A 19998-nucleotide genomic window follows, 5' to 3' on the forward strand; every position below is an offset into this window, starting at 1 on the left:
AACTCTTCTCAAAATTTGTTTGGCATAAATTGATTATGATATGTTAATTCCAAGTCTCCTCGCACACGAGATCGCGGCTTTTCCGTCGTCCTCAGTTATGTTTGCCTCTCTGAACTTGGCAGTCCACACGGTGTCTGTCATGCGGGTGTTTTCAAAATAATACTCTCTTAGGACATCAGATATCGTATTGTTGATTTCGTGCCTGATTTTGGCAGGATCTGCCCCGTTTAGCCATGAAAATTCAGGCAAGTTTGACATTATCTTGACAATTTCTGCCTCGTCTGGCTCTAGTCTGGAGTCCATTTATGATGAAATTCTTTCTTTGAGGATTTTTAGTGTCAGGGTTGGATCTGCCGTTCCCTTTGTCTTTTGCATCACCTTCCCTACCAAATAGTTGATTGTCTGGGGGTTTTCCCTTGCCTGCTGCACTGCAGTCGGCTCTTGGGCCATCACGTCAGATATTATTTTTACAAGCTCTCTCTCGTCTGATATTTTAGCAAGGCCTGTCTGCGAAACAATCTCCGATACTGACTTGCCTGTCTTTACTATTTCCTGCAGCGCGTTTTTTGCAGAGCTGCGAGTTATTTTGCCGCTGTTTATTATCTCAATTAAATCCGCAAGGTGCTTTGGCGTAAGCCTGCTTTGCTCTCTTTTCTCCCGGGTGTCTACCAAACCCATCAGGTCTGTCGTTATCATGTTTGCAACCTCTTTTGCGTTTGATTCCGTGTGGGCCTGCTCAAACAAGTCAGAATAATACTTGTCTGATGACAGTACGTCTGCTACCTGTGCCGGTATGGCATGCTTTGTAATGTAGCGCTCTTTTTTTGAGCTGATGCTTTCTGGCATGTTCTTTTTCCATTTTTCAATCGACTCTGAATCCATAATCACCCATGGGATGTCTCCCTCAAGGATGTACCTGTAGTCCTCGTCCTCCTCTTTTGATCTTGACGAGATGGTGATTTTTCGCTTGTCGTCCCAATGCCTTGTCTCTTGTGCAATCGCTATCCCTCTTTCTGCAAGGCTCTGCTGCCTTGTCAGCTCAAAGTGGATTGATTTTTCCAAATCGTGGAACGAGCCGATGTTTTTGACCTCTACTCGCAATCCCCCCTCGATGGATACGTTTGCATCTGCACGCATTGCGCCCTCAAGTGACGGGTCGGAAACGCCGAGGTTTTCAAGCAAATCCGACAATATGTTTAGAAATATTCTGACCTGCCTTGGGTTGTCAAAGTCAGGCTCTGTCACGATTTCGACTAGCGGCGTGCCTGCCCGATTGTAATCGACAAGCGTGATCTGGGTTCGCTCAGACGCCCCCTCGTAAATCAGCCTTCCGGGATCTTCTTCCAGCTGGATTCTTCGTATTCTGATTTCTTTTCCCTCGATTGACACCTTGCCCTGCTCGCCGATGCTTGTTGGACCATACATGTTAAGCTGGGTAATCTGAAAGTTTTTCGGCAAGTCCGGGTAAAAGTAATTTTTCCTAAAAAACCCAAGCCTCTGCGGCGTCTTGCAGTTTAGTGCCATTGCAATCATGCTTGCCTTTTCTACTGCCTTTTGGTTTAGTCTTGGCAGGGAGCCTGGCAGCCCCATGCAGACTGGGCAAATGTTTGTGTTTGGCTCAAACTCCCTATAGTTTGCCTTGCACGAGCAAAACAGCTTGCTTTGAAGATTTGTCAGCTGGCAGTGAATCTCTAGTCCTATCATAGCGGCGCTCCCGGAATACTCGTCGTTCCCTGCAATGCATGTGCTGCCTGCAAGAGCTGTTTTTCCTGCAACGAGTTTGCGTGAATCTGCACTCCTATTGGCAGGCCGTTGTGGATCTCAAACGGGACTGATATTGCCGGAATTCCAGTCAGGTTTGCAGTGACGGTGTTGATGTCTGCCATGTACATTGCCAGCGGGTCGTCAATTTTTTCTCCAAACCTAAATGGCAAAATTGGAACCGTCGGGGAAATCAGAAAATCAAATTTTTTGAATGCCTCTAGGACCTGTCTTTTCAGTTTGCTCTTTACCTTGAGTGCCTTTAGCAGATACTTTCCTGCAAACCCAGCTGACGGTACAAACCCTCCTATGATCATTCTTCTTGTTACCTCCGGCCCGAAGTTTCTTCTTGCCTTTGATATGTATGATTTGAACTCGTATCCCTCCAAATCCATCGGGTATCCGTATCGTATGTTGTCATATCTTGAGAGGTTGCTTCCTGCCTCTGCAGTGGTCAGAACGTAATATGTCGCAACCGTGTACTCTACCATGTCTAGTGACATCTCCTCGACTTTTGCCCCCAGTTTTTCAAACGAGTCCACTGCGCGCCAGAATGCCGACTCTACGTTTTTGTCAAGCCCTGCGCCACGACTCATTTCCTTTATGATGCCTATCTTTTTCCCCTCTATGCCTGAATCTATTCCTGCAAGATAGTCCTGGCTTTGGTTGTCAACTGTGGTGTTGTCGTTTTGGTCCTTTCCTGCGATGTGATTTAGCAAAAACGCCACGTCTTCGACCTTTCTTGCAATCGGGCCTATCTGCTCTATGCTGTTTGCATATGATACCAGCCCATATCTGGAAACTAGGCCGTATGTCGGCTTGAGCCCGACAACTGAGCAAAAACTTGCCGGATTTCTAACCGAGCCTCCGGTGTCTGAGCCAAGAGATGCCATACATTCAAGTGCTGAAACTGATGCCGCGCTCCCTCCGGACGATCCCCCCGGGACATAGTCTGTGTTCCACGGGTTTTTGCTTGGGCCGAATGCGGAAAATTCTGTTGCGACTCCCATTGCAAACTCGTCAAGGTTTGCCTTTCCAATCAGTATCGCGTCTTGCGATTTTAGCTTTGATACGACGGTTGCATCGTACGGTGAAACATAGTCTGATAGCATCTTTGATGCGCATGTTGTCTTTCCGCCTTTGATTGATATGTTGTCCTTGATTGATATCGGCATACCGTAGAATGCGCCGACTTTTTCCTTTGATTTTATTTTCTTATCTATCTCCCTTGCCTGATCAAGCGCTCTTTCGTTAATTGAGATAAACGCGTGTACCCTATCCTCGTGTTTTGATATTTGGTCAAGTGTTTTTGCGACAAACTCCTCTGCAGTGATGCTTCCGTTTTTTACGCTGCTGATGTACTCTAGGGCGGAAATTGCAAGACTCAAGTTAGTTCATCTTTGGTGCTCTGACAAAAGTTCCCTTGTAGTTTTTGAGATTGGTAATTAGTTTTGATTCAAACGGAATGAACTTGTCCTCTCGGAGTTCGCTTATTGTCACCTCTTGAACCGGGATTTCCTCCGACTCGATGTCTGCCTTGTCTAGGATGTCAAAATAATTCATTATCTTTTGGATTCGCTCAAAATATTCATCAGGACTATCGATTTCTATTCTCATTAATTTTGCAACGTGTTCTATGTCTTCTTTGGTTACCAAATGTATCACCTAGGGTGTAAGCCTGTCTACGTCTCTTGGATAAAATGTAGTGTCTCTTATGTTTTCAGTGCCTGTGAGTGACATTATCAGCCTCTCAAGGCCGATTCCGCATCCTGCGTGTGGGGGAACCCCGTAATCAAATGCTCTCAAATGGTACTCAAAGGCGTCTGTTTTTAGTCCCTTGTTTTTCATTCTCTCCTCTAGCTCTGAGCGTTTTTCAACCCTTGTGCTACCAGATGATAGCTCCAAGTCGCCAAACATCAGATCAAATGACTCTGAAACCTTTGGATCCTGCTTGCTGATTTTTACATAGAATGGTTTTGGTCCTGTCGGCCAATCCTTGATAAAGTAAAATCCGCCCAGTCCGATTTTTTTCAGGTTTGAGGGGTACAGGTCATCACCCCACTCTGTTTTAGCTCCTGCCTTTTGCATTTTTTCAACAAGTTCTGAATATGTGTACTGCGGGATGGCGCTTGGCATCTCCGGAACCACAAACTCTGACTCGGGATTTTCTTTTGCATAATCTTGAACTGTCTTGATTGCGATTTTTATCATCTGCTCGATTCTTTTCATCACATCAGTATAGTCAATGTATGCCTCTTCCATGTCTATTGAGATTGCCTCAGAGAGGTGTCTGTTTGTCCTTGATGGTTCTGCTCGAAATATCGGCGCAATTTCAAATACCTTTTCAAAGCTCATTGTCAGCTGTTCTTTGTACAACTGGGGTGACTGGGCCAAGAACGCCTCCTTGTTGTAGTAAAATATCGGAAACAGTGCAGCTCCTCCCTCCGTTGCAGTTGCAATCATTTTTGGCGTATTGATTTCCAAAAATCCGTTATCGTAAAAATAATCCCTGATTGATTTTAGGACAAGGCTTCTTGCCTTGAATACGTGCTGGAGTGATTTTCGCTTAAGGTCGATTGGCCTGACCTCTAACCTGGTGTCTATGTTTTTGACAGTCTTTGCATATGGCTCAAACGGCGCTATTTTTTCTACCTCTGAGAACACCTTGAGCTCTTTTGGGATTATCTCTATTCCACGTGGTGCCTTTTCTGACGGCTTTACCGTACCGATTATGCCAATTGACGAGTGTGCCTTGAGGTGCGATATTTTTTCGCGAATTTCATCAGGGCAGCTTCCAGCCTTTGCAAGAACCTGGATCTCTCCCTCCTTGTCCTTTAGCATCATAAACGAAATGTTGCCGTGCCCCCTGACACTTAGAACCCATCCCATTATGGTGACGTCTGTATCTGCCAATGCCGGTGATAACTGATTAGAATAATGAGTCCTGCGCCATTTTTCAAGATCTGTTCCTATCATGTGATGTATTTTGCTCAGTTTTGAGGTATTTATTTGGCTCGTCAAATCTGAGTTGATTGATCTGACTCATCACAATCCGCTCTGCATTTTTTGACTGCTTACGAACGGTTCACAAATTACGACTTTTGTTCTGATACCTGTCTTTCGTCTTTGAACAATACGTCGTCAAGCGTTGTGATATTGAATTCGTTTAGCGATTTTTTCTTTATTTTGCCGACAAGTGTGATGTCTCGCTTAAAGAACAGGTTGACTGTCCAGTCCAGGGCGACTCTGCATTTTTTCTCAAACGTTGGAAGCATTGTAAGATAGTATGTCTTCCAAATCACCCATGCCACCGTGCCAGATATCTTGCATCCAAAAACAGATGCAATGCCGCTTCTTTTCCCAATCACTGCCATCATCCCCTTGCTCTCGTAGTTGAATTCTTTATCCTGATTCTTTCCGGTGATTGCCGACTTTAGATTGTGAGACACAATCTTGCTTTCTCGCAACGCATGTTGCGCTGTTGGGGGATAGAGGTTGCCTGTTTTTGTATCCGTTATTGCAGCGCAGTCTCCAAGTACAAACACATTTTCATATTTTGGAATTCTTAGGTGGCTGTCAACTACTACCTTGCCTGCAGTGTGCTCACAGTCAAGGCCTGACACGACAGAATCAATTGTAACGCCTGCAGTCCAAATTATCGTGCTGCACGGGATTGTCTCGCCGTTACCCAAGAACACAAAATTGTCTCCGGCATCAACTGCCTTTGTGTTTGAAATTATTCTAATTCCTGCTTTCTGCAGGGATTCTGTGGCCTTTTTTGCAATGTCTGGATCAAGCTCAGGCAATATTCCGTCTTTTGCAGCAGACACTAGGACCATCTTGATGTTGCATTGAGGAATGTTTCGGTAAAAATGCCGTGCAGACTCTTTTACAAAGTCGTTTAGCTCGCCAATTGTCTCCACCCCCGCAAATCCGCCGCCAACTACCACTAGGGTCATGAGTCTTTCTTGAACTGCCATGTCGTCTTCCTGGTCTGCTATCTCCATCATGTGGATCATGTGGCTCTTTATGGCAATTGCGTCTTGGATTGTCTTCATCGTAAAAGAGTTCTTTTCAATTCTCTTGTTTCCAAAATAGTTTGTCGTGCTTCCAAGTGCGATTACCAGATAATCATAATCGAGAACCTTTACCTTGCCGTCAAATGCGCGGGTTATTGCGACAAGCTTGTTTTTCATGTCGATTGCAGATACCTTGGCCTGGTAGAATTTTTCATTTTTACAAAACGTTCGCAACGGAATCGAAATGTCGCTTGGGTGTATTATTCCAGATGCGATTTCAGGCAGCATTGGCGTGAACAGGAAAAAATTATCCTCGTTTACAAGACGAATTTTCACACTTTTGTTGTTTTTGAAGATTTTTTGCAGCTGCTGCAGCACTGAAATTCCTGCAAACCCTCCGCCCAAAATCAGGATCCTTTTTTGGCTATCTGGTTCCAAGCGCACTCCCTCTTTTTTGAATTACAAAGTAGCTGCGAAACTCTTGATTTTTTCTTTGGTGATAAAACAGTACCCTGCTTTTTTCTGTGATCAATACGCCAAAAATCCTAAGGACGTTTCTAACTTGGATTACCCAGTATGAAAAAAGCCCGCTTGGGGTATGTCTTACATAATGCATTGTGATTATTGGGGGTTTTGGCGTGGCAAAAGGCCTAGTCTGTTTGGGAAAAACGGACGAATTCAGCAATTTATGCGTGGTTCTCTTTATTGCGCGCTTGAAAAATTAATTAGCACTGCTTGGTTAGTTGAATTAATGGATGAAGATTCGGATTTGGGCGAATTTGTAAAGGAATTCAAAAAAGTTATTGCAGACAGCCTTGAAATTTTGTCCGACCTGGACTGCGATTTTGTTCAATCAAAAGAAGACGAACTAACCCCAATTGCCAATATGCAAGAGGTACGTGAGGCAACTGACGATATCACCCATTTTGCCAGGATCAAAAAGGCAGAATCCGAACTGGTTAGAAGAAAGTTTCAGTGAGACTTGTAGAGGTTCTTTAGATATGCGTCTTCTGCCACAAGTTCGTTTATTCCGGCTAGGACTCCCGTAATTATTGCGTCATTTAGGTTAAAGACTGGCTGAATTGTTTTTCCGTCCTTGTCCTTGTAGATAATCTCGATCATGAGATCGTGCTCATTTAGGCCCTTTTGCCTCGATATGATGCTTGCCTTGATGATGCCTTCTGCAGAAAATACGATCTCTCTTGAATCGCTAGACGTGAAAACAACTCGATGCTTTTCGTTCTTCTTGTGCTCAAGTACGAGCATTCCTCCAATGTTTGGCAGATCCCACCCGGGATACCCTTCGACATAGTCACATTGGTATTTCCTGAAATCTGATTTTGTAAAGTATTCCTTAGAATTGATTGCGCACGAGTCCTTTAGGTGGATTATCTGCTCTTTTATGTATCTCCATAGGTTGCTCTCGAATCTTTTTGCAGTATAAAATTTCGTTAGTGTTGCAGCTATTCCTATCACCGGGATGACAAACAATGGTGCTGAAGATAGGAGGTTCTTTCCCCATTCACCCGTCCCTATTTCTATTTCGATATTATCGGGAGTTCCGTTTATTGAAATGTTTATGCTTCTCCTGGTTCCAGTAGTGGTTCTCAAGATCCCGTTCTTTCTTGCCTGAATAAAGCACCATGATGGGGGGTTTCCCTTGTCCTTTGATATGGCCACCTCAAAGCTATGCTCTTGCAAATATGTGGTGATCCTCGTTGTAAGCCTGTCGATATCAAGACAACAATCAAAAAATCGTTGCGTTTTTGTCATTTTGTACTGGATCACTGTTATTGTGGATAAGAAGACTAGTCTGCATGTTATGAACAAAATATTTCTGAATTTGTGAACATTAGTACAATGTTCAATTTTAAATAGCAACTGTGATCATACTAGCACGTAAGCAATGCAGGTTATAGAAAGCGAAATCTATGGAATTAGGGAGTTCATAGATTCGTTGAATTCTGAAAAAGAAAGCGCTGTAATTGTCGAAGGAAAGCGCGACTCTGCAGCGCTCAAAAAACTAGGGTTCACTGAAAAAGTCTTGGAATTTCACAGATTTGGGGGATTGACAAAATTTGCAGACTCGGTATCGGATCATAAGAATCTGATCCTACTCTTTGATTCTGACAGAAAAGGCAAGTACCTGACAAGAAGGGTAATTGAGCAATTGGAGCATAGAACAAGAATTGATCTGTCCTACAAGAAAAAACTGGCTCAAATCACAAAAGGCAAGGTTCGCACAATCGAAGAACTGGACCGATACGGGCAGTTTTTGTACGGCGCTGCCGACCATGGCCATTGGGAACCAAAAAATCCTTTTTAAGCAATACTGCCATTAATAGCGAGTTGAAGTTCTTTGGCCGTAACGACAACACGTGTGATAAGTGTAAGCAAAAATTCAAGACTCATGAAGAACTGATTCGTCATGCGCGACACGACCACCATCAGGTCATCCCAAAATGTGCCGAATGTGGCAAGGAATTCATCCACGAAAAAGACCGACTGCATCACGCAAAAGAAGAGCGCCAAAAAAAGCTGTCAAAGCGCGGCTTGGACTGAAAAAATCTTTTATCAATTTAGTAAAAAATTATGCGTATTCCTTTTTAATCGGAAAAACGTAATATGTGCTCAGGCAAGCAGGACGATCTCTTGCTGAGAGTAAAATCGCAGCATCATGTGAACTTGTTTGCCTCCTGAACTTTACAATCTTCTTAAAATTCATCATATGAGCGTGTTTGACAGATTAGGCTTGATCTATGATTTTGGGGATTCTAATGATGAATTTTGTCGGGTTGTTCTGTATTGTGATTTTTCCTTTGTGTGCATCTACAATGTTTTTACAGCTCACCAGTCCAAGCCCGGTTCCATGAGGCTTTGTTGTAAATAACGGATCAAATATTTTGGGCATTATGTCGTCTTTGATTCCAGGACCAGAGTCCTCAACTTCGATTATGACATCATGTAAATCACTATCCCATCTGATGAATATTGCACCGTTTTTTTCCCCAATCGCCTGAACTGCGTTTGAAATGAGATTGCTCAACAACACCACTAATTGTTTTTGATCACATCTCAAGGTTACGTCATTTTCCGGTATGGTGAGTTGAATATTTGCTGGAATTTCTGTCGTTTTGGCAGCTGATGTGATTATTTCTCTTACCGAGTTTTCTCTGAGCTGTGGCTCTTTTGTTCTAACAAAATCCATCATGTCCTCTATCTGGCGATTCATTCTTTGCGCAGACATCTCGATCATTTTGTAGCGCTCTTTTGTTTTTTCATCAACGTTGCCTGATCTTGACACGAGTATCTCTGACGCCATCTTAATCACCCCTAATGGATTCCTCAGATCATGTGCAAGACGTGCGGTCATTTCGCCAATCGTGTACATTCTCTCCATTTTCGTTAATCGCTCCGTGTCTTCTTTCAAAATTCTAAGGACCAACCACATCATGAAAAGATGAATTCCGATGTTTACGATGGCAAGTGTGATTTGGAGAAGAATCAGATTTGTGGACATTTTCTCTGCTTCCAGCCCTAGCTCCAAAGTCAGAGCATCGTTTTGCTCTACCAGTTTTTCTGCAATTTGATTAATTTCAAGCAGCTTGGACTTTGTTGTATCTATATCAAACTCTGATCCGATGAACTCCATTATCTTCTCATCGTATTTTGCAAATGAATCGTAAATTGCCTCCCATTGAGGATAAAACTTTGCGTCTAGCGGATCTATTTTTAATCCCGATTCGCTCCCTCCGTTTTTGAGAAACATCAAGTTGTTTTCATAGTCTTTGAGAGCCAAAATCAGGTTCTCCTGTGATTCTCCATCGATGTTATAGTTTTGTAGCTTGACAAGAACATTTACTGTAAGAAACCTGTCCTTCCCAGCTACGTTCACGGCGTTTCCTAGAAATATTTTTTCAGATTCTAATGTCTGCAAAGAAAGGAAACTTGACAGTATTATTACAATTTGAATTGCAATGATTATGCTGATTTTTCTTGAGGCGTTAACTGGTTTTTTCGACATCTGAAAGTACTACTCCCCTACCGTAGAAATCTCAGCATTATTATGAATACGTATTGCTTCTCATCTGAATATGTGCGAGTTGTCTTTTGACGAAACGTGTGGATTCTAATCTTATTTTTAATCACTCTGGAACACGCCACGATCGTATTTATCTAAACCAAAATACCAAACTCTGTATTGAAAGCAGATTCGCCAAAGGATTTGGTTCCAGCATTTTTTGACAATACTGCACAAACCTATGATTCTGTGGTAAATTGGACAACCTTTGGAAAAGACAGATACTGGAAAAGGGAGATTCTCAAACAAATTCCTAACTGCGAAACAATACTTGACCTTGCTTGCGGGACAGGCATACTTACATTTCAGATGGCAAAACAGTTTCCGAATTCCAAAATAACTGGCATAGACATTACAGAAAGTTATCTGAACGTGGCAAAAAAGAAAAATCCGTATCAGAGTGTTTCTTTTCTAAAACAAGATGCAGAAAAACTAGATCTTTCACAAAAGTTTGACTGCATTGTATCATCGTACATTCCAAAATATTGTGACCCTAAAAGTCTCATTCCAGTGTGCCTGAATCACCTAAAACCTAATGGAAAGATAATTTTGCATGATTTTACATATCCAAAAAGCAGCATCGTCAAGTCCTTGTGGAATACTTATTTTGTCATATTGAGTGTGGTTGGTTATTTTCTTCCATCATGGAAGAAAGTGTTTGCAGATCTTCCAAAACTGATACGGACTACAAAATGGCTAGATGATTATGAACAGGTCATGAAAGAACACGGTTTGGAAACCCACTTGCAGTCATTGACTTGGAACAGTTCAGCCATTCTGACAGGCATAAAGAAGATCTAGCCGTATTTCCTCTGAAACTTGAAACCAGACCGAACTATCTTGTACTATTTCATAATCTCTTGTGATTTTTTTCCCATCAGTGCTTATTGTAATTACGATAGCGCGCCGATGTGCCACGACGTGGTGTTTTTGCAATATGGTGCCGATTCCTTCTTTTTTCCTCAAGAGTTCTGCTAGTATGTGTCGCGGGATTGCCTTTGAGTCAAATCGCACCGTGGCAGAAACTATGGGAAATTGATCTGCTGAAATGATTATTTTTCTTAGGTACTCGGTTTTACCTATTGGAGTTTGCTCAATTACGTTAAAACCGACATTTCTTTTTAGAATGTCTGCTACTGTTTGCTCCATGTGACCAATAGGAGTATTCAAAATTGTTTCTGCTAAGATCTCTAGAGTGTTCGTATGATATTATACTCTGATCAATCAATTAAAGATGTCTTACTATTAGATAGCATACCGTAATAACAATAACGCCGATGCTTGTGAGTTGCAATGTGATTTCTTTTCTACGTACCTTTGAATGATCTGAAGACTTACGCTTTAGCTCCTTGTATCTTCTTGAAGTAATTATCAGCAAGTAGCTCAGCGCGCCAGCTATTCCTGCCATCATGACTGTTTCAAATGATATTGAATTTGATTGAATTGCCGAGCCTGCAAACACTGGCAGTATGCCCCAGGATACAACAAACGTCAAGTTATTGTGGAATCGTCCTTTGAATAATTCCAAGTTATACGCAAAAAGAAAAAATGACTCTAAAATTCCAATTGGGATCAATAGCGGCGAATCCAAAAATGCGTAATGCAGTCCTATTGCAAATGCTCCTCCCAATGAGAGCAGCGATATCGCCACCAGTTTTCTTTTAGATAAAAATCCCCACGGCTTGGTCTTACTCCCTATGGAATCAAGGCAGTGTGCTGTTACTCCAAGTGCAAGAAAATACAAGACGCAGATTGCCACAAGCCTGTCTGTGGAAAAATCAGTGGTAAACGAGCCCCATGCGGCAAAGGACACCACCATTCCAGTGTATGGCAAAAACAAGATTCCAACGCTTATTCTAAAACTCTTTGAGCCAAACTTTGGGACAAACCATTCTGACGTTCTGTCTTTTTGCATAGTTCCTTTATGCACTTTCTTACTTATATTGTGGATTGGGTGTACAAACACTGCAGGTGTTCATTTTGTGCCGTATGGATTCATCTAAGATATTGCCAAAAAATAAAGAAAAGATTGGAAGGTTATTTGCTTCCAATCAAAAAGATTACGCTTGCTGATGTGCTGACGTCCTGGTCGGATGAAAACACTGGTGTTGGTGCCCTGGAATCCATGGCACTTTCTGCCTTTGCGTAATAGTACGGCATTGGTGGTGGAGTTGAAAAACTATCCAAAATAACTGATTTTACGCCAATTATTTGGTAGTCTAGTGGAACTAATGCCTTGTCTGCTCGCTCTCTTGCGTTTTCGATTGCCTTTGACAACAAGTCATCACTTAGTTTCTTTTGTTTGTCAGGAGACAATGAAAAGTACACTGTGTCTACTCTGTTGACGCCTTGATCTACTGCTGCGTCTATGATGCTCGATACCAAATCAAGTTTTGCTGTTTTTACCTTGATTATGTTAGAGACGCTGTATCCGGTAAGCTTTTGCTTCCAAATCCCCGTCTCTTTTTCTTGGTATGACTCATACACTGGGTAGATGCTAAACTGGGCAGTGCTTATCTCAGATTCGGTTATACCTACTCCCTTGATTGCTGCTACTACTCCATTCATCATTTCAGAGTTTGCATCGAGTGCTTCTTTGGCAGTCGGTTTTTGAACTTCTACTCCGAACTGAACATTCACCAAATCCGGTTTTATCGTTGCAGTTGCGGTTCCGCTCACTGAGATTGTCTTTTCTCGTGATGGGTATGGGGTCGGCTCTGTCTGTGCTTCTGCTAGGCTTCCCGATGGGATTGCACCAAGAGCAAAGGCCATAACAAGAACGATTCCTGTCGCCGCTGCGATTGTCAATGTTTTGTTCATGGTATGGTATCGGCATTTTGTGCTATAACCTTTGATTAAAATAGAATTTAATAGAAAATCTATTAAAGAAGCATCCAAATAGCCTTGTTTTATGGGTGATTCAGAAGATCCGGTTGGAATTAATGATAAAATCGAAATTCTCTCAACTGATGATCAAAGAATAAAGGCAGTAGGCGAGCTTCTCAGCTCCGATTCTAGCAGAACAATTCTGCAGTTATTGTTCAATGAACACATGACTGCAAACCAAATTGCGCAAAAAACTGAAACATCGTTGCCATTGGTGATGTATCATCTAAAGAAAATGCAAGATGCAGGTGTTGTTTCTGTATCATCCACTGGAAAAAATACGAAATCACACAACATGAAGTATTACACCGTTGACAAGTTTGCAATCGTAATTTTACCATCCGGACTGTCAGAAAAGGCAAAATCAAGCAAGTCGCTGCATAATTCTTTTAATCGAATTTACAGATTTGCGACAATTGGTGGGGCCGCACTTGCAACGTGGTTTTCATCCCAGTTCATACAACACCAACAGACGGCAGTATACGAATCATCACCAAGTGCTGACTCGATGATGAAGGCTGCCCCGGAAATGGCACAGAAAACATTACAGGCGCCTGAAGCATCGCAAGCTGCACAAGAAACAGGAATTCAAATGTACCAAGCTACAACTGGCGAGCCAACCACTGACATCTACCTGTCCATAATTGTGACCCTGAGCGTGGTTGTCGTAGGGCTCATCATAGAGCGAATAATTCGTGCACGCAAAAAATAACACTAAAAACTACACTGATACCTCATGAAATCATGGCTCTCACAAACAGGGAAAAGGCAATAGTTGCAGTATCAAACGCAATTTCAGTGTATTCGGTATACACGAAAAATCCCGACATGCTGCCAAAAAACATGTCAATGATTGACTTTATTCTAAAATCCACCCCGGAACCTCTCAAAAAAGAGATCTCGATGGATCTAATTGACGAAATTTTTGCATATGTCTCCAATACGAAAACTGAACTTTCATAAAGCCAGCAATTTAACAAAAATTAAAAGATGACTACTATTGCAACGCTTGGCTCCCATTGTGCACTACAGGTTCTAAAGGGGGCAAAAGACGAGGGCCTCAAAACGCTTCTTGTCTGTGAAAAAAAGCGCGAGAGCCTGTACCGAAGATTTGGGTTTATCGACAAGTTAGTTCTGGTGGACTCGTTTTTAGACATTCTTGATTCAAAATACTCGAAAATTCTGGAAAAAAACGATACTGTTTTGATTCCACATGGCACGCTGATTGCCCAGATGAGCACAGAACAGATTGAGTCAATCAAGGCTCCGATATTTGGCAACAAATGGATTCTAAGGTGGGAGTCTGACAGAAATCTAAAAGAAAAACTGATGCTTGAGGCAAATCTTGACGTCCCAAAATCAATCCCAAATCCAAAAAACATCAAACGACTGACAATCGCCAAAAGACATGGTGCGGCTGGCGGCAAAGGCTACTTTCTTACGTCTAGCGAAAAAGACTATATCAAAAAAAGAAACTACCTGATCAAGACGGGACTGATCAAAGGCGATAAGGACCTGTACCTGCAGGAATATGTGATGGGGGTTTTGGCATATCTACAATTCTTCTACTCTCCACTAAAAGACGAGCTAGAGTTCTTCGGAGTTGACAAAAGGCACGAATCTGATATTGAAGGGCTGGCAAGAATTCCATCCCAGCAACAAATGGGAATGGATTACATTTCCTCGTTTAATGTCATAGGGAACAGCCCGATGGTGCTGCGAGAATCATTGCTTGACGCAGTATATGGTATGGGTGAGAGATTCGTCAAAGCATCAAAGAGACTAGTCAAACCTGGGATGAACGGCCCGTTTTGCATAGAGGGCGTGTATGATCAGGATGGCAAATTTTGGACATTTGAGTTTTCAGCACGTATCGTTGCTGGAACGAACATCTACATGGATGGCTCGCCATATTCCACATTACTGTATGACGTCCCAATGAGCATGGGCAGAAGAATAGCTAGGGAAGTAAAAACAGCAACAAAACAAAAGAAACTGGATAAAATTACTACCTAAAGCGCATCAGTTTTGTTCTAGAGAACATTATTGCCATGGTAGAAACAATTCCCATTATTGCCAACACTCCGAGCGGGAATTCTGGAATTACACTCGTTCCGATGATTTCAATTTCTTCAGTTGCGATAGGAATTACAAATGATATCTCTGTCGTGTCTTCAGTATGTGCAATGGAATAAACAGTTTCAGCGCCGTCGAGCAGTATGATGAATTCGTCGTTTTCTGCACCGATTAATTCTGATGGAAACGATAGTTCAAACGTTGATTCGTCCACATTTGCGGTTCCAATCAAAAGAGAGGGCAGTTCCTTATCGATATCCATAGAAATTACCTCCCCATCAAAACTGTAAGCCAGATTGAACGTTCCTTCATCTATCTCAAGATCATAACTTCCAGACTCTGAAAAGGAGAGCGGAACCATCGACAAAATCACAATCGTGCTGATAGCAAAAAGATAATTTTTCAACACCTTTTGTTAACCTATAACAATATAGATTTTTCCGTATTTTTAGTTTGTTTCGACTATTATTGCTGCTTTTTCAGAGTTGTCAAGCTCTTGTTGTACCGCGTTTAGGATGTGCGATACTGACGTCAGGCTTGAAAAGTCAACTAGTTTTAGGTTGTTCAAAAGGTACACCTGCGGCGCAATGTCGTTGTTTCTGGACTCTAAAAAGTCGTCTAATTCTTCTAGAATCGATATCTTTCCACCCTGGAATATTTTTGCATTTTTGTGCGATAATTTCATTCGGCCGAATCTGTCTAATACCAAGACATGGTGTCTGTTTTTCTTTGAAAACAGCTTTTTTTCTGAAACGTGTCCTGTGAATACAAAGTAATGATCAGTTTCAAAGCTCAACTCTACAAGATCCTTGCCGACTTCCATCATCTCGCTTGCCCTGATGAGCGCCTCATCAAGTGTAAAGATGTTCTTTGCGTTCTCCGCGCTGTCAAGTTCCACATTTCCTGTTGCAGACACTCTGAGTAGCGCTTTTTCTGAAATATACTCGCTGTTTATCAGAATTGATTCTGGCACTGCCCCCTTGTCAATCATGATTGCGTGAATTTTTTTGTGCATCTCAGATATTTGCTCAGGTGTCGGGTTGGATATTGTGTGCTCTATTTCCTCCTGAATCATCGAGGATGCGACTCCTATTGACGATATGACCTCGGCATGCTCTGCTTTTTTGTACGGCACTCCGAGCTGTTTTGCGACAAAAGGAACCAGCACTGATGCCCCTCCGCCACCGCCTATTATCTGGGTCTTTGCCTTTTCCATCTTGAACTCTTTTATGATTTTCGAAATTGCCTTTGTTATCTCAAACGATGCTGTCTGGATTACAGACATTGCCGCCTCAGGACCAGTTACCTTGAGCTCGCGTCCGAGCATCTCCATTGCAATTTTTGCAGAGGTTTGGTTTGCAAATGAATAATCGTCCTTTTCTATCATACCAAGTGCGTTTGCGGCACACGTGTTTGTGATTGCAAATGTTTCAGTGTCGCATTTTATTGCAACGTACGGCTCAACGTCGTTTTCCTTGGGTTTTATTGTGATGATTTTTCCTTTTTTCAAAACGTCCGGGTCTGCAAAACAGGCATACTTTAAACCTGCAATGTGGGCGCTTCGCGGACCCACCTTCCAAACCCGCCCGTCCTTTATCTTTATCATACTGCCTCCAGCCACGCCTAAAATGCGAACATCCATTGAACGGATGCACGTTGGATGGTCTTTTATCGTAACATAACGAATCTCAGGCTTGCCATTTTTTATTATGCAGATGTTGGTGCTCGTTCCGCCAACTTCGACAAATATTCCATTTGTTACCTTGAGATACAGCAAGGCACCTGCAACACTGGCAGCCGGTCCTGAAAGAATGGTTAGAATTGGCTTTGTCCTAAACGTGTCCATGTTTGTAACTCCGCCGTCTCCTTTCATGATCATTAACGGTGCGTTGACTCCTGCGTTTCTAATGGCCTCCTCTACAAAGTTTGCGACCTCGACTGTTTTTGGAAGGACGCTTGCGTTGATTGCCGCAGTCAGCGTCCTAATTTCAAGGCCGTAAATTCCAGAAATTTCATGCGACGCAGTGGCTGGAATGTTTCCCTGCATCGCATTTTTCATTACAAACATTTCATTTGACGGATCATCCACTCCAAACGCTTCTGTTGCGACAATTACCTTGACTCCTCTGTCCTTTAGGGAATTGATTGCATGGTGTACCTCTTTTTCTGAAATCAGGTGAGATGTATCAAGAAAGACATGTTCTGTCTTTAGGCTTTGATCAGAGTTAAATGTGGCATCCTGTAGATTTGTTCTTTTTATGACGTCGCCTTTTTCTGGCGTCACACCCATTGCAATTATGCCGACCTTTGCAGTGTCGGATTCAAGCAGCGCGTTAATTGCCTGAGTGGTACTGTGTGCAATTAATTCGATTTCGGATAACTCTATTTTTGATTCATTAACTAGCTGGGATAGTGCAAGCACGATTCCTTCCGAGACGCCTTTTTGCGCCTTGTGTGTGGTGGGGGTAGTTGACTTGCCGATAAGCTGCCCAGTTTTGATGTCTATTGCTATTGCCTTTGTGAACGTGCCGCCTACATCAATTCCTACTCTAATGCGTCGTTGACTCATCGATTTCCCTTCTTGATTTGCGCATTGTGGCTATTTTCTCTTCCCTTCTTGGCTTCAAAACAAGCACATATGATGCCGCTACCAGATATATTCCAAGCATGATTGCCTGTGCAATTATTGTCTCAAGTGTCGGATAAATTCCAGTCATCTTTGCCATGTTGATATCGAGTCTTGGAACAATTCCAAGAAGGCTGGTAAACGGCAAAATGTCAAGTGTTTGTAACTCCCTTACGGCATTGCCCAAAAATGCAATTGAAAGATATGCGCCGACTCCCATCGTAAGGCCAAAAAGCATCTTGAGCGGCAGTCTTTTCCCCAGTTTTCTTGTTACAAAGTATACTCCGAGCAGGGTTGCAATTCCTGCGACAAATCCCAACCCGACATACGTTTCCATGTATTTTGCAAATCCAAACATCGCTTCATAGAACAACACTGTCTCAAATCCTTCCCGGTATACTGTGAAAAATGAAAGCATCACAAACACAGCTGTTCCACCCGTGGTTGATGCCTGCCAGACCTTGGCTTTTACAAACTCCATCCATTTTTTATGCTCTATTTTATTTAGAATCCAAAAACTCACATAAAACAATACTGCGGTTGCGGAAAGTGCCGCAATTGCCTCGATTAGCTCCCTGTTTGCACCAGATATTCTGATGATATATGATGCAATAAACCACGTTACGGCAGTTGCTCCAATTGCCAAGACTATTCCATAGTATACGAATCGCTTGAACTTTACATTCCTTGACGCTTCAAGATAAGTAAGGATGGCGCCAAGAATCAGAACTGACTCTAGTCCCTCTCGGAAAATAACCGCAAACGATGATGTAAACGCAATTGTTGGAGCAAGCTGGCCGGTTCCCGTGACTAGCCTTTCTGATTCATCGAGGCTTCGCCTTACTGAAATTGTAGCCTGCTCAATTTTGTCATAATCTGCCTTCTGGTTTATCAAACTTCGAAGCTCTGCAAACTGAAGTTCCACTTGTAATGTAAAGTCAGGATCAATTGTTCGCAGTGGGATTTCTACGTGTTCATAGCTGTCCAAATACGCGGTTCTTGCAGAGACAAATGCAGCCTGGGTATTGCCTTCCTTGTACTGGCTTAGCATTGTCTGGAGGGTCATTCGAATAAAGTCAATCTGGCTTCGTACGACTGACTTTTGGTCTTCTGTGGCTGAGCCCATTTCATTTGTTACTTTTTCCAGTTCAATTCCGGACACTGTCTGACTGGCAAGTGATGATTCTGAAATCAGATTTTCCGTATTGTCAAGGTCTACAAGTATTGGATCATTGATAAAGGACTGTATCTCATCATATGATTTTTTTTCTTGTACCATCGCTCGCAAATTTTCCCTCATGTTTAATTCCATTTTGTGCAAGAGTGCCTCATCTGCCTTACCGATGTCCGCTTCGAGATACTCAAAGTTGTCAAGATATGCTGCAATGACATGTTCTTCTGCTTTTGCGTAATTGCCGTCTTTGATTTCAGCCAATGTTCGGTCATAATGCTGCCTTATCATGGCATACAAATGTTCATGATCTGATGATGCAGAGTCAGTCCCAGTAAGGTCGCGCTGTATTGTCGTGATCAGTTTTCCGACGGAGACAAAATCCTGTTTTTGGGCAATCTTTATTTTTAGCTCGTCAAAAAATGACGCAAGTTCGCCAGTCTGTCTTTCGTCAAATGACGAGTCTGACATAAACAGTTGAACTGCTTTATCGACAAGTGACACCGACATCAAATGGTGCTCAATGTCGTTTTCTGAAATTGCGATTTGATAACTCTCGTCTGCTGCAGTCAGCAAATCAGACACAACAAATGGGACTTGCTGTGATTTTGGAAACTCGCTTACCAGTTGCTCTGCCACTGCGACATCTGCCAGTATTTCACCTGATGGCGCATTGCTTTCTATTTTGGAATGTATGTCAAGTAGCACCAAGTGCAGATCGTCTGCCTGCTTCACATTTGCCTCTCGGAGCTGGCTTATTTGGTGACCGTAAACACCGGTAGTAAACTTGGAATACTTTGCAGCTTGTCCGTAATCGTTGCCTGCTATGCTTGTTTTTACAAGGCCAATCCCAATCTGAACTATTTCGCCTGTAGACTGGATTGAGTGGTCAGTTTCGGCCTGTGCAAAGGATGCCTGACTGACCGATAAAATGGAAACCATTGCAATTGAAAGAAGAATTTGTTTGGGGGTCACTGTGTGGTTAGGGCTAGCTAACGGTATTTAAAACAGAGATACGTTCTAAGAATCTAGAATGAGAATATGAAAAACTAATTTGATTGCAAGTTCAATGTCGGATTTATTCCGCCGACTATGATTTCTGCTTTCTTAATTCTGCTTTTGTAATACTTGATTTTTTTTCCGGCGTTTGAGATCTCGAATTTGTCCACATAAACAAGTGCAAGTACCTCAAGATTTGACAATATCTTGTAGACTGTGGAGATCGACATCTTTTGCTCGTCTGCAATTTTTTGTGCATCTTTTGCTTTTGTCGTGATTGAAAACAGCACGGATCTAGAGTAAACATTTGTCAGTGTTTCTATGATTTGCTGCGTTACATCATACTGGCTGAGCTGAAAAACGGTATTTTTTTTCATAA

Annotated in this window: 23 protein-coding genes; 7 read left to right on the top strand and 16 right to left on the bottom strand. The window is 42.4% G+C overall.

The features are described 5' to 3' along the window. Nucleotides 1-33 precede the first annotated feature (33 nt). The 7 genes from NKMY2_RS07075 to NKMY2_RS07105 all read right to left on the bottom strand — a co-directional run bounded on the left by NKMY2_RS07075 (nucleotide 34) and on the right by NKMY2_RS07105 (nucleotide 6465). Complete coding sequence (locus NKMY2_RS07075; RefSeq protein ID WP_042686499.1) at nucleotides 34-303, bottom strand: hypothetical protein; 270 nt, start codon at nucleotides 301-303, stop codon at nucleotides 34-36. After that, nucleotides 304-1704: an Asp-tRNA(Asn)/Glu-tRNA(Gln) amidotransferase subunit GatB gene (gatB, locus tag NKMY2_RS07080; RefSeq protein ID WP_042686501.1), complete on the bottom strand. Its 1401-nt coding sequence runs from the start codon at nucleotides 1702-1704 to the stop codon at nucleotides 304-306. Beyond that, nucleotides 1701-3149 carry an Asp-tRNA(Asn)/Glu-tRNA(Gln) amidotransferase subunit GatA gene (gene gatA / locus NKMY2_RS07085; protein ID WP_042686503.1) on the bottom strand — a complete coding sequence of 483 codons (1449 nt, stop codon included), beginning with the start codon at nucleotides 3147-3149 and terminating at the stop codon, nucleotides 1701-1703. Before gatA ends, gatB begins: the two co-directional genes overlap by 4 nt. A gap of 1 nt (nucleotide 3150) precedes the next feature. Beyond that, entirely contained in the window at nucleotides 3151-3426 is a 276-nt protein-coding gene (locus NKMY2_RS07090; RefSeq protein WP_238549799.1) for an Asp-tRNA(Asn)/Glu-tRNA(Gln) amidotransferase subunit GatC, read from the bottom strand. Further along, nucleotides 3427-4737, bottom strand: a complete 1311-nt coding sequence (aspS, locus tag NKMY2_RS07095) for an aspartate--tRNA(Asn) ligase (protein WP_042686698.1) — start codon at nucleotides 4735-4737, stop codon at nucleotides 3427-3429. A 116-nt stretch (nucleotides 4738-4853) separates the two neighbouring features. Then, on the bottom strand, nucleotides 4854-6218 hold the full coding sequence (locus NKMY2_RS07100) for an NAD(P)/FAD-dependent oxidoreductase (protein ID WP_076613406.1): 1365 nt from the start codon (nucleotides 6216-6218) through the stop codon (nucleotides 4854-4856). Continuing rightward, nucleotides 6205-6465, bottom strand: coding sequence for a hypothetical protein (locus NKMY2_RS07105; protein WP_042686505.1), 261 nt, complete (start codon nucleotides 6463-6465; stop codon nucleotides 6205-6207). The genes NKMY2_RS07100 and NKMY2_RS07105 overlap by 14 nt, the downstream gene beginning before the upstream one ends. Nucleotides 6466-6531: 66 nt before the next feature. On the opposite strand from NKMY2_RS07105, the gene NKMY2_RS07110 reads away from it, so the two are divergent. Continuing rightward, nucleotides 6532-6759 (top strand): hypothetical protein, encoded by a 228-nt coding sequence (locus NKMY2_RS07110; RefSeq protein ID WP_042686508.1) that lies wholly within the window; start codon nucleotides 6532-6534, stop codon nucleotides 6757-6759. Here NKMY2_RS07110 and NKMY2_RS07115 read toward each other — a convergent pair. Next, nucleotides 6753-7553 (bottom strand): hypothetical protein, encoded by an 801-nt coding sequence (locus NKMY2_RS07115; protein ID WP_157832486.1) that lies wholly within the window; start codon nucleotides 7551-7553, stop codon nucleotides 6753-6755. The two genes, NKMY2_RS07110 and NKMY2_RS07115, sit on opposite strands and share 7 nt — an antisense overlap. Before the next feature lie 133 nt (nucleotides 7554-7686). On the opposite strand from NKMY2_RS07115, the gene NKMY2_RS07120 reads away from it, so the two are divergent. Both NKMY2_RS07120 and NKMY2_RS10535 read left to right on the top strand, forming a co-directional pair. Then, entirely contained in the window at nucleotides 7687-8106 is a 420-nt protein-coding gene (locus NKMY2_RS07120) for a toprim domain-containing protein (protein ID WP_052347588.1), read from the top strand. Nucleotides 8107-8129: 23 nt separating this feature from the next. After that, nucleotides 8130-8342 carry a C2H2-type zinc finger protein gene (locus NKMY2_RS10535; RefSeq protein WP_076613412.1) on the top strand — a complete coding sequence of 71 codons (213 nt, stop codon included), beginning with the start codon at nucleotides 8130-8132 and terminating at the stop codon, nucleotides 8340-8342. Nucleotides 8343-8526: 184 nt separating this feature from the next. Here NKMY2_RS10535 and NKMY2_RS10315 read toward each other — a convergent pair whose 3' ends face one another. Beyond that, nucleotides 8527-9804 (bottom strand): sensor histidine kinase, encoded by a 1278-nt coding sequence (locus tag NKMY2_RS10315; RefSeq protein ID WP_052347589.1) that lies wholly within the window; start codon nucleotides 9802-9804, stop codon nucleotides 8527-8529. Between the two features lie 177 nt (nucleotides 9805-9981). On the opposite strand from NKMY2_RS10315, the gene NKMY2_RS07135 reads away from it, so the two are divergent. Further along, complete coding sequence (locus NKMY2_RS07135; RefSeq protein ID WP_042686514.1) at nucleotides 9982-10662, top strand: class I SAM-dependent methyltransferase; 681 nt, start codon at nucleotides 9982-9984, stop codon at nucleotides 10660-10662. Here the strand turns inward: NKMY2_RS07135 and NKMY2_RS07140 are convergent. The 3 genes from NKMY2_RS07140 to NKMY2_RS07150 form a co-directional block, all read right to left on the bottom strand. Then, nucleotides 10630-11010 (bottom strand): hypothetical protein, encoded by a 381-nt coding sequence (locus NKMY2_RS07140; RefSeq protein WP_052347590.1) that lies wholly within the window; start codon nucleotides 11008-11010, stop codon nucleotides 10630-10632. The genes NKMY2_RS07135 and NKMY2_RS07140 overlap by 33 nt on opposite strands. 79 nt (nucleotides 11011-11089) lie before the next feature. After that, complete coding sequence (locus tag NKMY2_RS07145) at nucleotides 11090-11776, bottom strand: UbiA family prenyltransferase (protein ID WP_042686518.1); 687 nt, start codon at nucleotides 11774-11776, stop codon at nucleotides 11090-11092. A 122-nt stretch (nucleotides 11777-11898) separates the two neighbouring features. After that, complete coding sequence (locus tag NKMY2_RS07150) at nucleotides 11899-12681, bottom strand: SIMPL domain-containing protein (RefSeq protein WP_042686520.1); 783 nt, start codon at nucleotides 12679-12681, stop codon at nucleotides 11899-11901. A gap of 91 nt (nucleotides 12682-12772) precedes the next feature. Here NKMY2_RS07150 and NKMY2_RS07155 point away from each other — a divergent pair, with 91 nt between their 5' ends. Genes NKMY2_RS07155 through NKMY2_RS07165 form a run of 3 tightly spaced genes read left to right on the top strand, consistent with a single transcriptional unit; the run spans nucleotide 12773 to nucleotide 14763 of the window. Then, nucleotides 12773-13459, top strand: a complete 687-nt coding sequence (locus tag NKMY2_RS07155) for a winged helix-turn-helix domain-containing protein (protein ID WP_042686523.1) — start codon at nucleotides 12773-12775, stop codon at nucleotides 13457-13459. Nucleotides 13460-13491: 32 nt separating this feature from the next. Beyond that, nucleotides 13492-13710 (top strand): hypothetical protein, encoded by a 219-nt coding sequence (locus NKMY2_RS07160; RefSeq protein WP_042686526.1) that lies wholly within the window; start codon nucleotides 13492-13494, stop codon nucleotides 13708-13710. Nucleotides 13711-13737: 27 nt separating this feature from the next. After that, complete coding sequence (locus tag NKMY2_RS07165; RefSeq protein WP_042686528.1) at nucleotides 13738-14763, top strand: formate--phosphoribosylaminoimidazolecarboxamide ligase; 1026 nt, start codon at nucleotides 13738-13740, stop codon at nucleotides 14761-14763. Here the strand turns inward: NKMY2_RS07165 and NKMY2_RS07170 are convergent. The 4 genes from NKMY2_RS07170 to NKMY2_RS07185 all read right to left on the bottom strand — a co-directional run bounded on the left by NKMY2_RS07170 (nucleotide 14756) and on the right by NKMY2_RS07185 (nucleotide 19996). Then, entirely contained in the window at nucleotides 14756-15229 is a 474-nt protein-coding gene (locus tag NKMY2_RS07170) for a hypothetical protein (RefSeq protein WP_157832487.1), read from the bottom strand. The two genes, NKMY2_RS07165 and NKMY2_RS07170, sit on opposite strands and share 8 nt — an antisense overlap. Before the next feature lie 42 nt (nucleotides 15230-15271). Next, nucleotides 15272-17392: a hydantoinase/oxoprolinase family protein gene (locus tag NKMY2_RS07175; protein WP_042686532.1), complete on the bottom strand. Its 2121-nt coding sequence runs from the start codon at nucleotides 17390-17392 to the stop codon at nucleotides 15272-15274. Further along, nucleotides 17373-19595, bottom strand: a complete 2223-nt coding sequence (locus tag NKMY2_RS07180; protein WP_238549800.1) for an FTR1 family iron permease — start codon at nucleotides 19593-19595, stop codon at nucleotides 17373-17375. Before NKMY2_RS07180 ends, NKMY2_RS07175 begins: the two co-directional genes overlap by 20 nt. A gap of 74 nt (nucleotides 19596-19669) precedes the next feature. Continuing rightward, on the bottom strand, nucleotides 19670-19996 hold the full coding sequence (locus NKMY2_RS07185) for a hypothetical protein (RefSeq protein ID WP_042686535.1): 327 nt from the start codon (nucleotides 19994-19996) through the stop codon (nucleotides 19670-19672). Between the last annotated feature and the right edge of the window lie 2 nt (nucleotides 19997-19998).

The sequence above is a fragment of the Candidatus Nitrosotenuis chungbukensis genome (assembly GCF_000685395.1).
Classification (GTDB): domain Archaea; phylum Thermoproteota; class Nitrososphaeria; order Nitrososphaerales; family Nitrosopumilaceae; genus Nitrosotenuis; species Nitrosotenuis chungbukensis.

Bases quoted from the DNA above. Each gene is read 5' to 3' on its own strand.
- NKMY2_RS07075 (WP_042686499.1), bottom strand. From the start codon at position 303: ATGGACTCCAGACTAGAGCCAGACGAGGCAGAAATTGTCAAGATAATG.
- gatB (WP_042686501.1), bottom strand. From the start codon at position 1,704: ATGATAGGACTAGAGATTCACTGCCAGCTGACAAATCTTCAAAGCAAG.
- aspS (WP_042686698.1), bottom strand. From the start codon at position 4,737: ATGATAGGAACAGATCTTGAAAAATGGCGCAGGACTCATTATTCTAAT.
- NKMY2_RS07110 (WP_042686508.1), top strand. From the start codon at position 6,532: ATGGATGAAGATTCGGATTTGGGCGAATTTGTAAAGGAATTCAAAAAA.
- NKMY2_RS07115 (WP_157832486.1), bottom strand. From the start codon at position 7,553: ATGACAAAAACGCAACGATTTTTTGATTGTTGTCTTGATATCGACAGG.
- NKMY2_RS07120 (WP_052347588.1), top strand. From the start codon at position 7,687: ATGCAGGTTATAGAAAGCGAAATCTATGGAATTAGGGAGTTCATAGAT.
- NKMY2_RS10315 (WP_052347589.1), bottom strand. From the start codon at position 9,804: ATGTCGAAAAAACCAGTTAACGCCTCAAGAAAAATCAGCATAATCATT.
- NKMY2_RS07140 (WP_052347590.1), bottom strand. From the start codon at position 11,010: ATGGAGCAAACAGTAGCAGACATTCTAAAAAGAAATGTCGGTTTTAAC.
- NKMY2_RS07145 (WP_042686518.1), bottom strand. From the start codon at position 11,776: ATGCAAAAAGACAGAACGTCAGAATGGTTTGTCCCAAAGTTTGGCTCA.
- NKMY2_RS07150 (WP_042686520.1), bottom strand. From the start codon at position 12,681: ATGAACAAAACATTGACAATCGCAGCGGCGACAGGAATCGTTCTTGTT.
- NKMY2_RS07155 (WP_042686523.1), top strand. From the start codon at position 12,773: ATGGGTGATTCAGAAGATCCGGTTGGAATTAATGATAAAATCGAAATT.
- NKMY2_RS07160 (WP_042686526.1), top strand. From the start codon at position 13,492: ATGGCTCTCACAAACAGGGAAAAGGCAATAGTTGCAGTATCAAACGCA.
- NKMY2_RS07165 (WP_042686528.1), top strand. From the start codon at position 13,738: ATGACTACTATTGCAACGCTTGGCTCCCATTGTGCACTACAGGTTCTA.
- NKMY2_RS07175 (WP_042686532.1), bottom strand. From the start codon at position 17,392: ATGAGTCAACGACGCATTAGAGTAGGAATTGATGTAGGCGGCACGTTC.
- NKMY2_RS07185 (WP_042686535.1), bottom strand. From the start codon at position 19,996: ATGAAAAAAAATACCGTTTTTCAGCTCAGCCAGTATGATGTAACGCAG.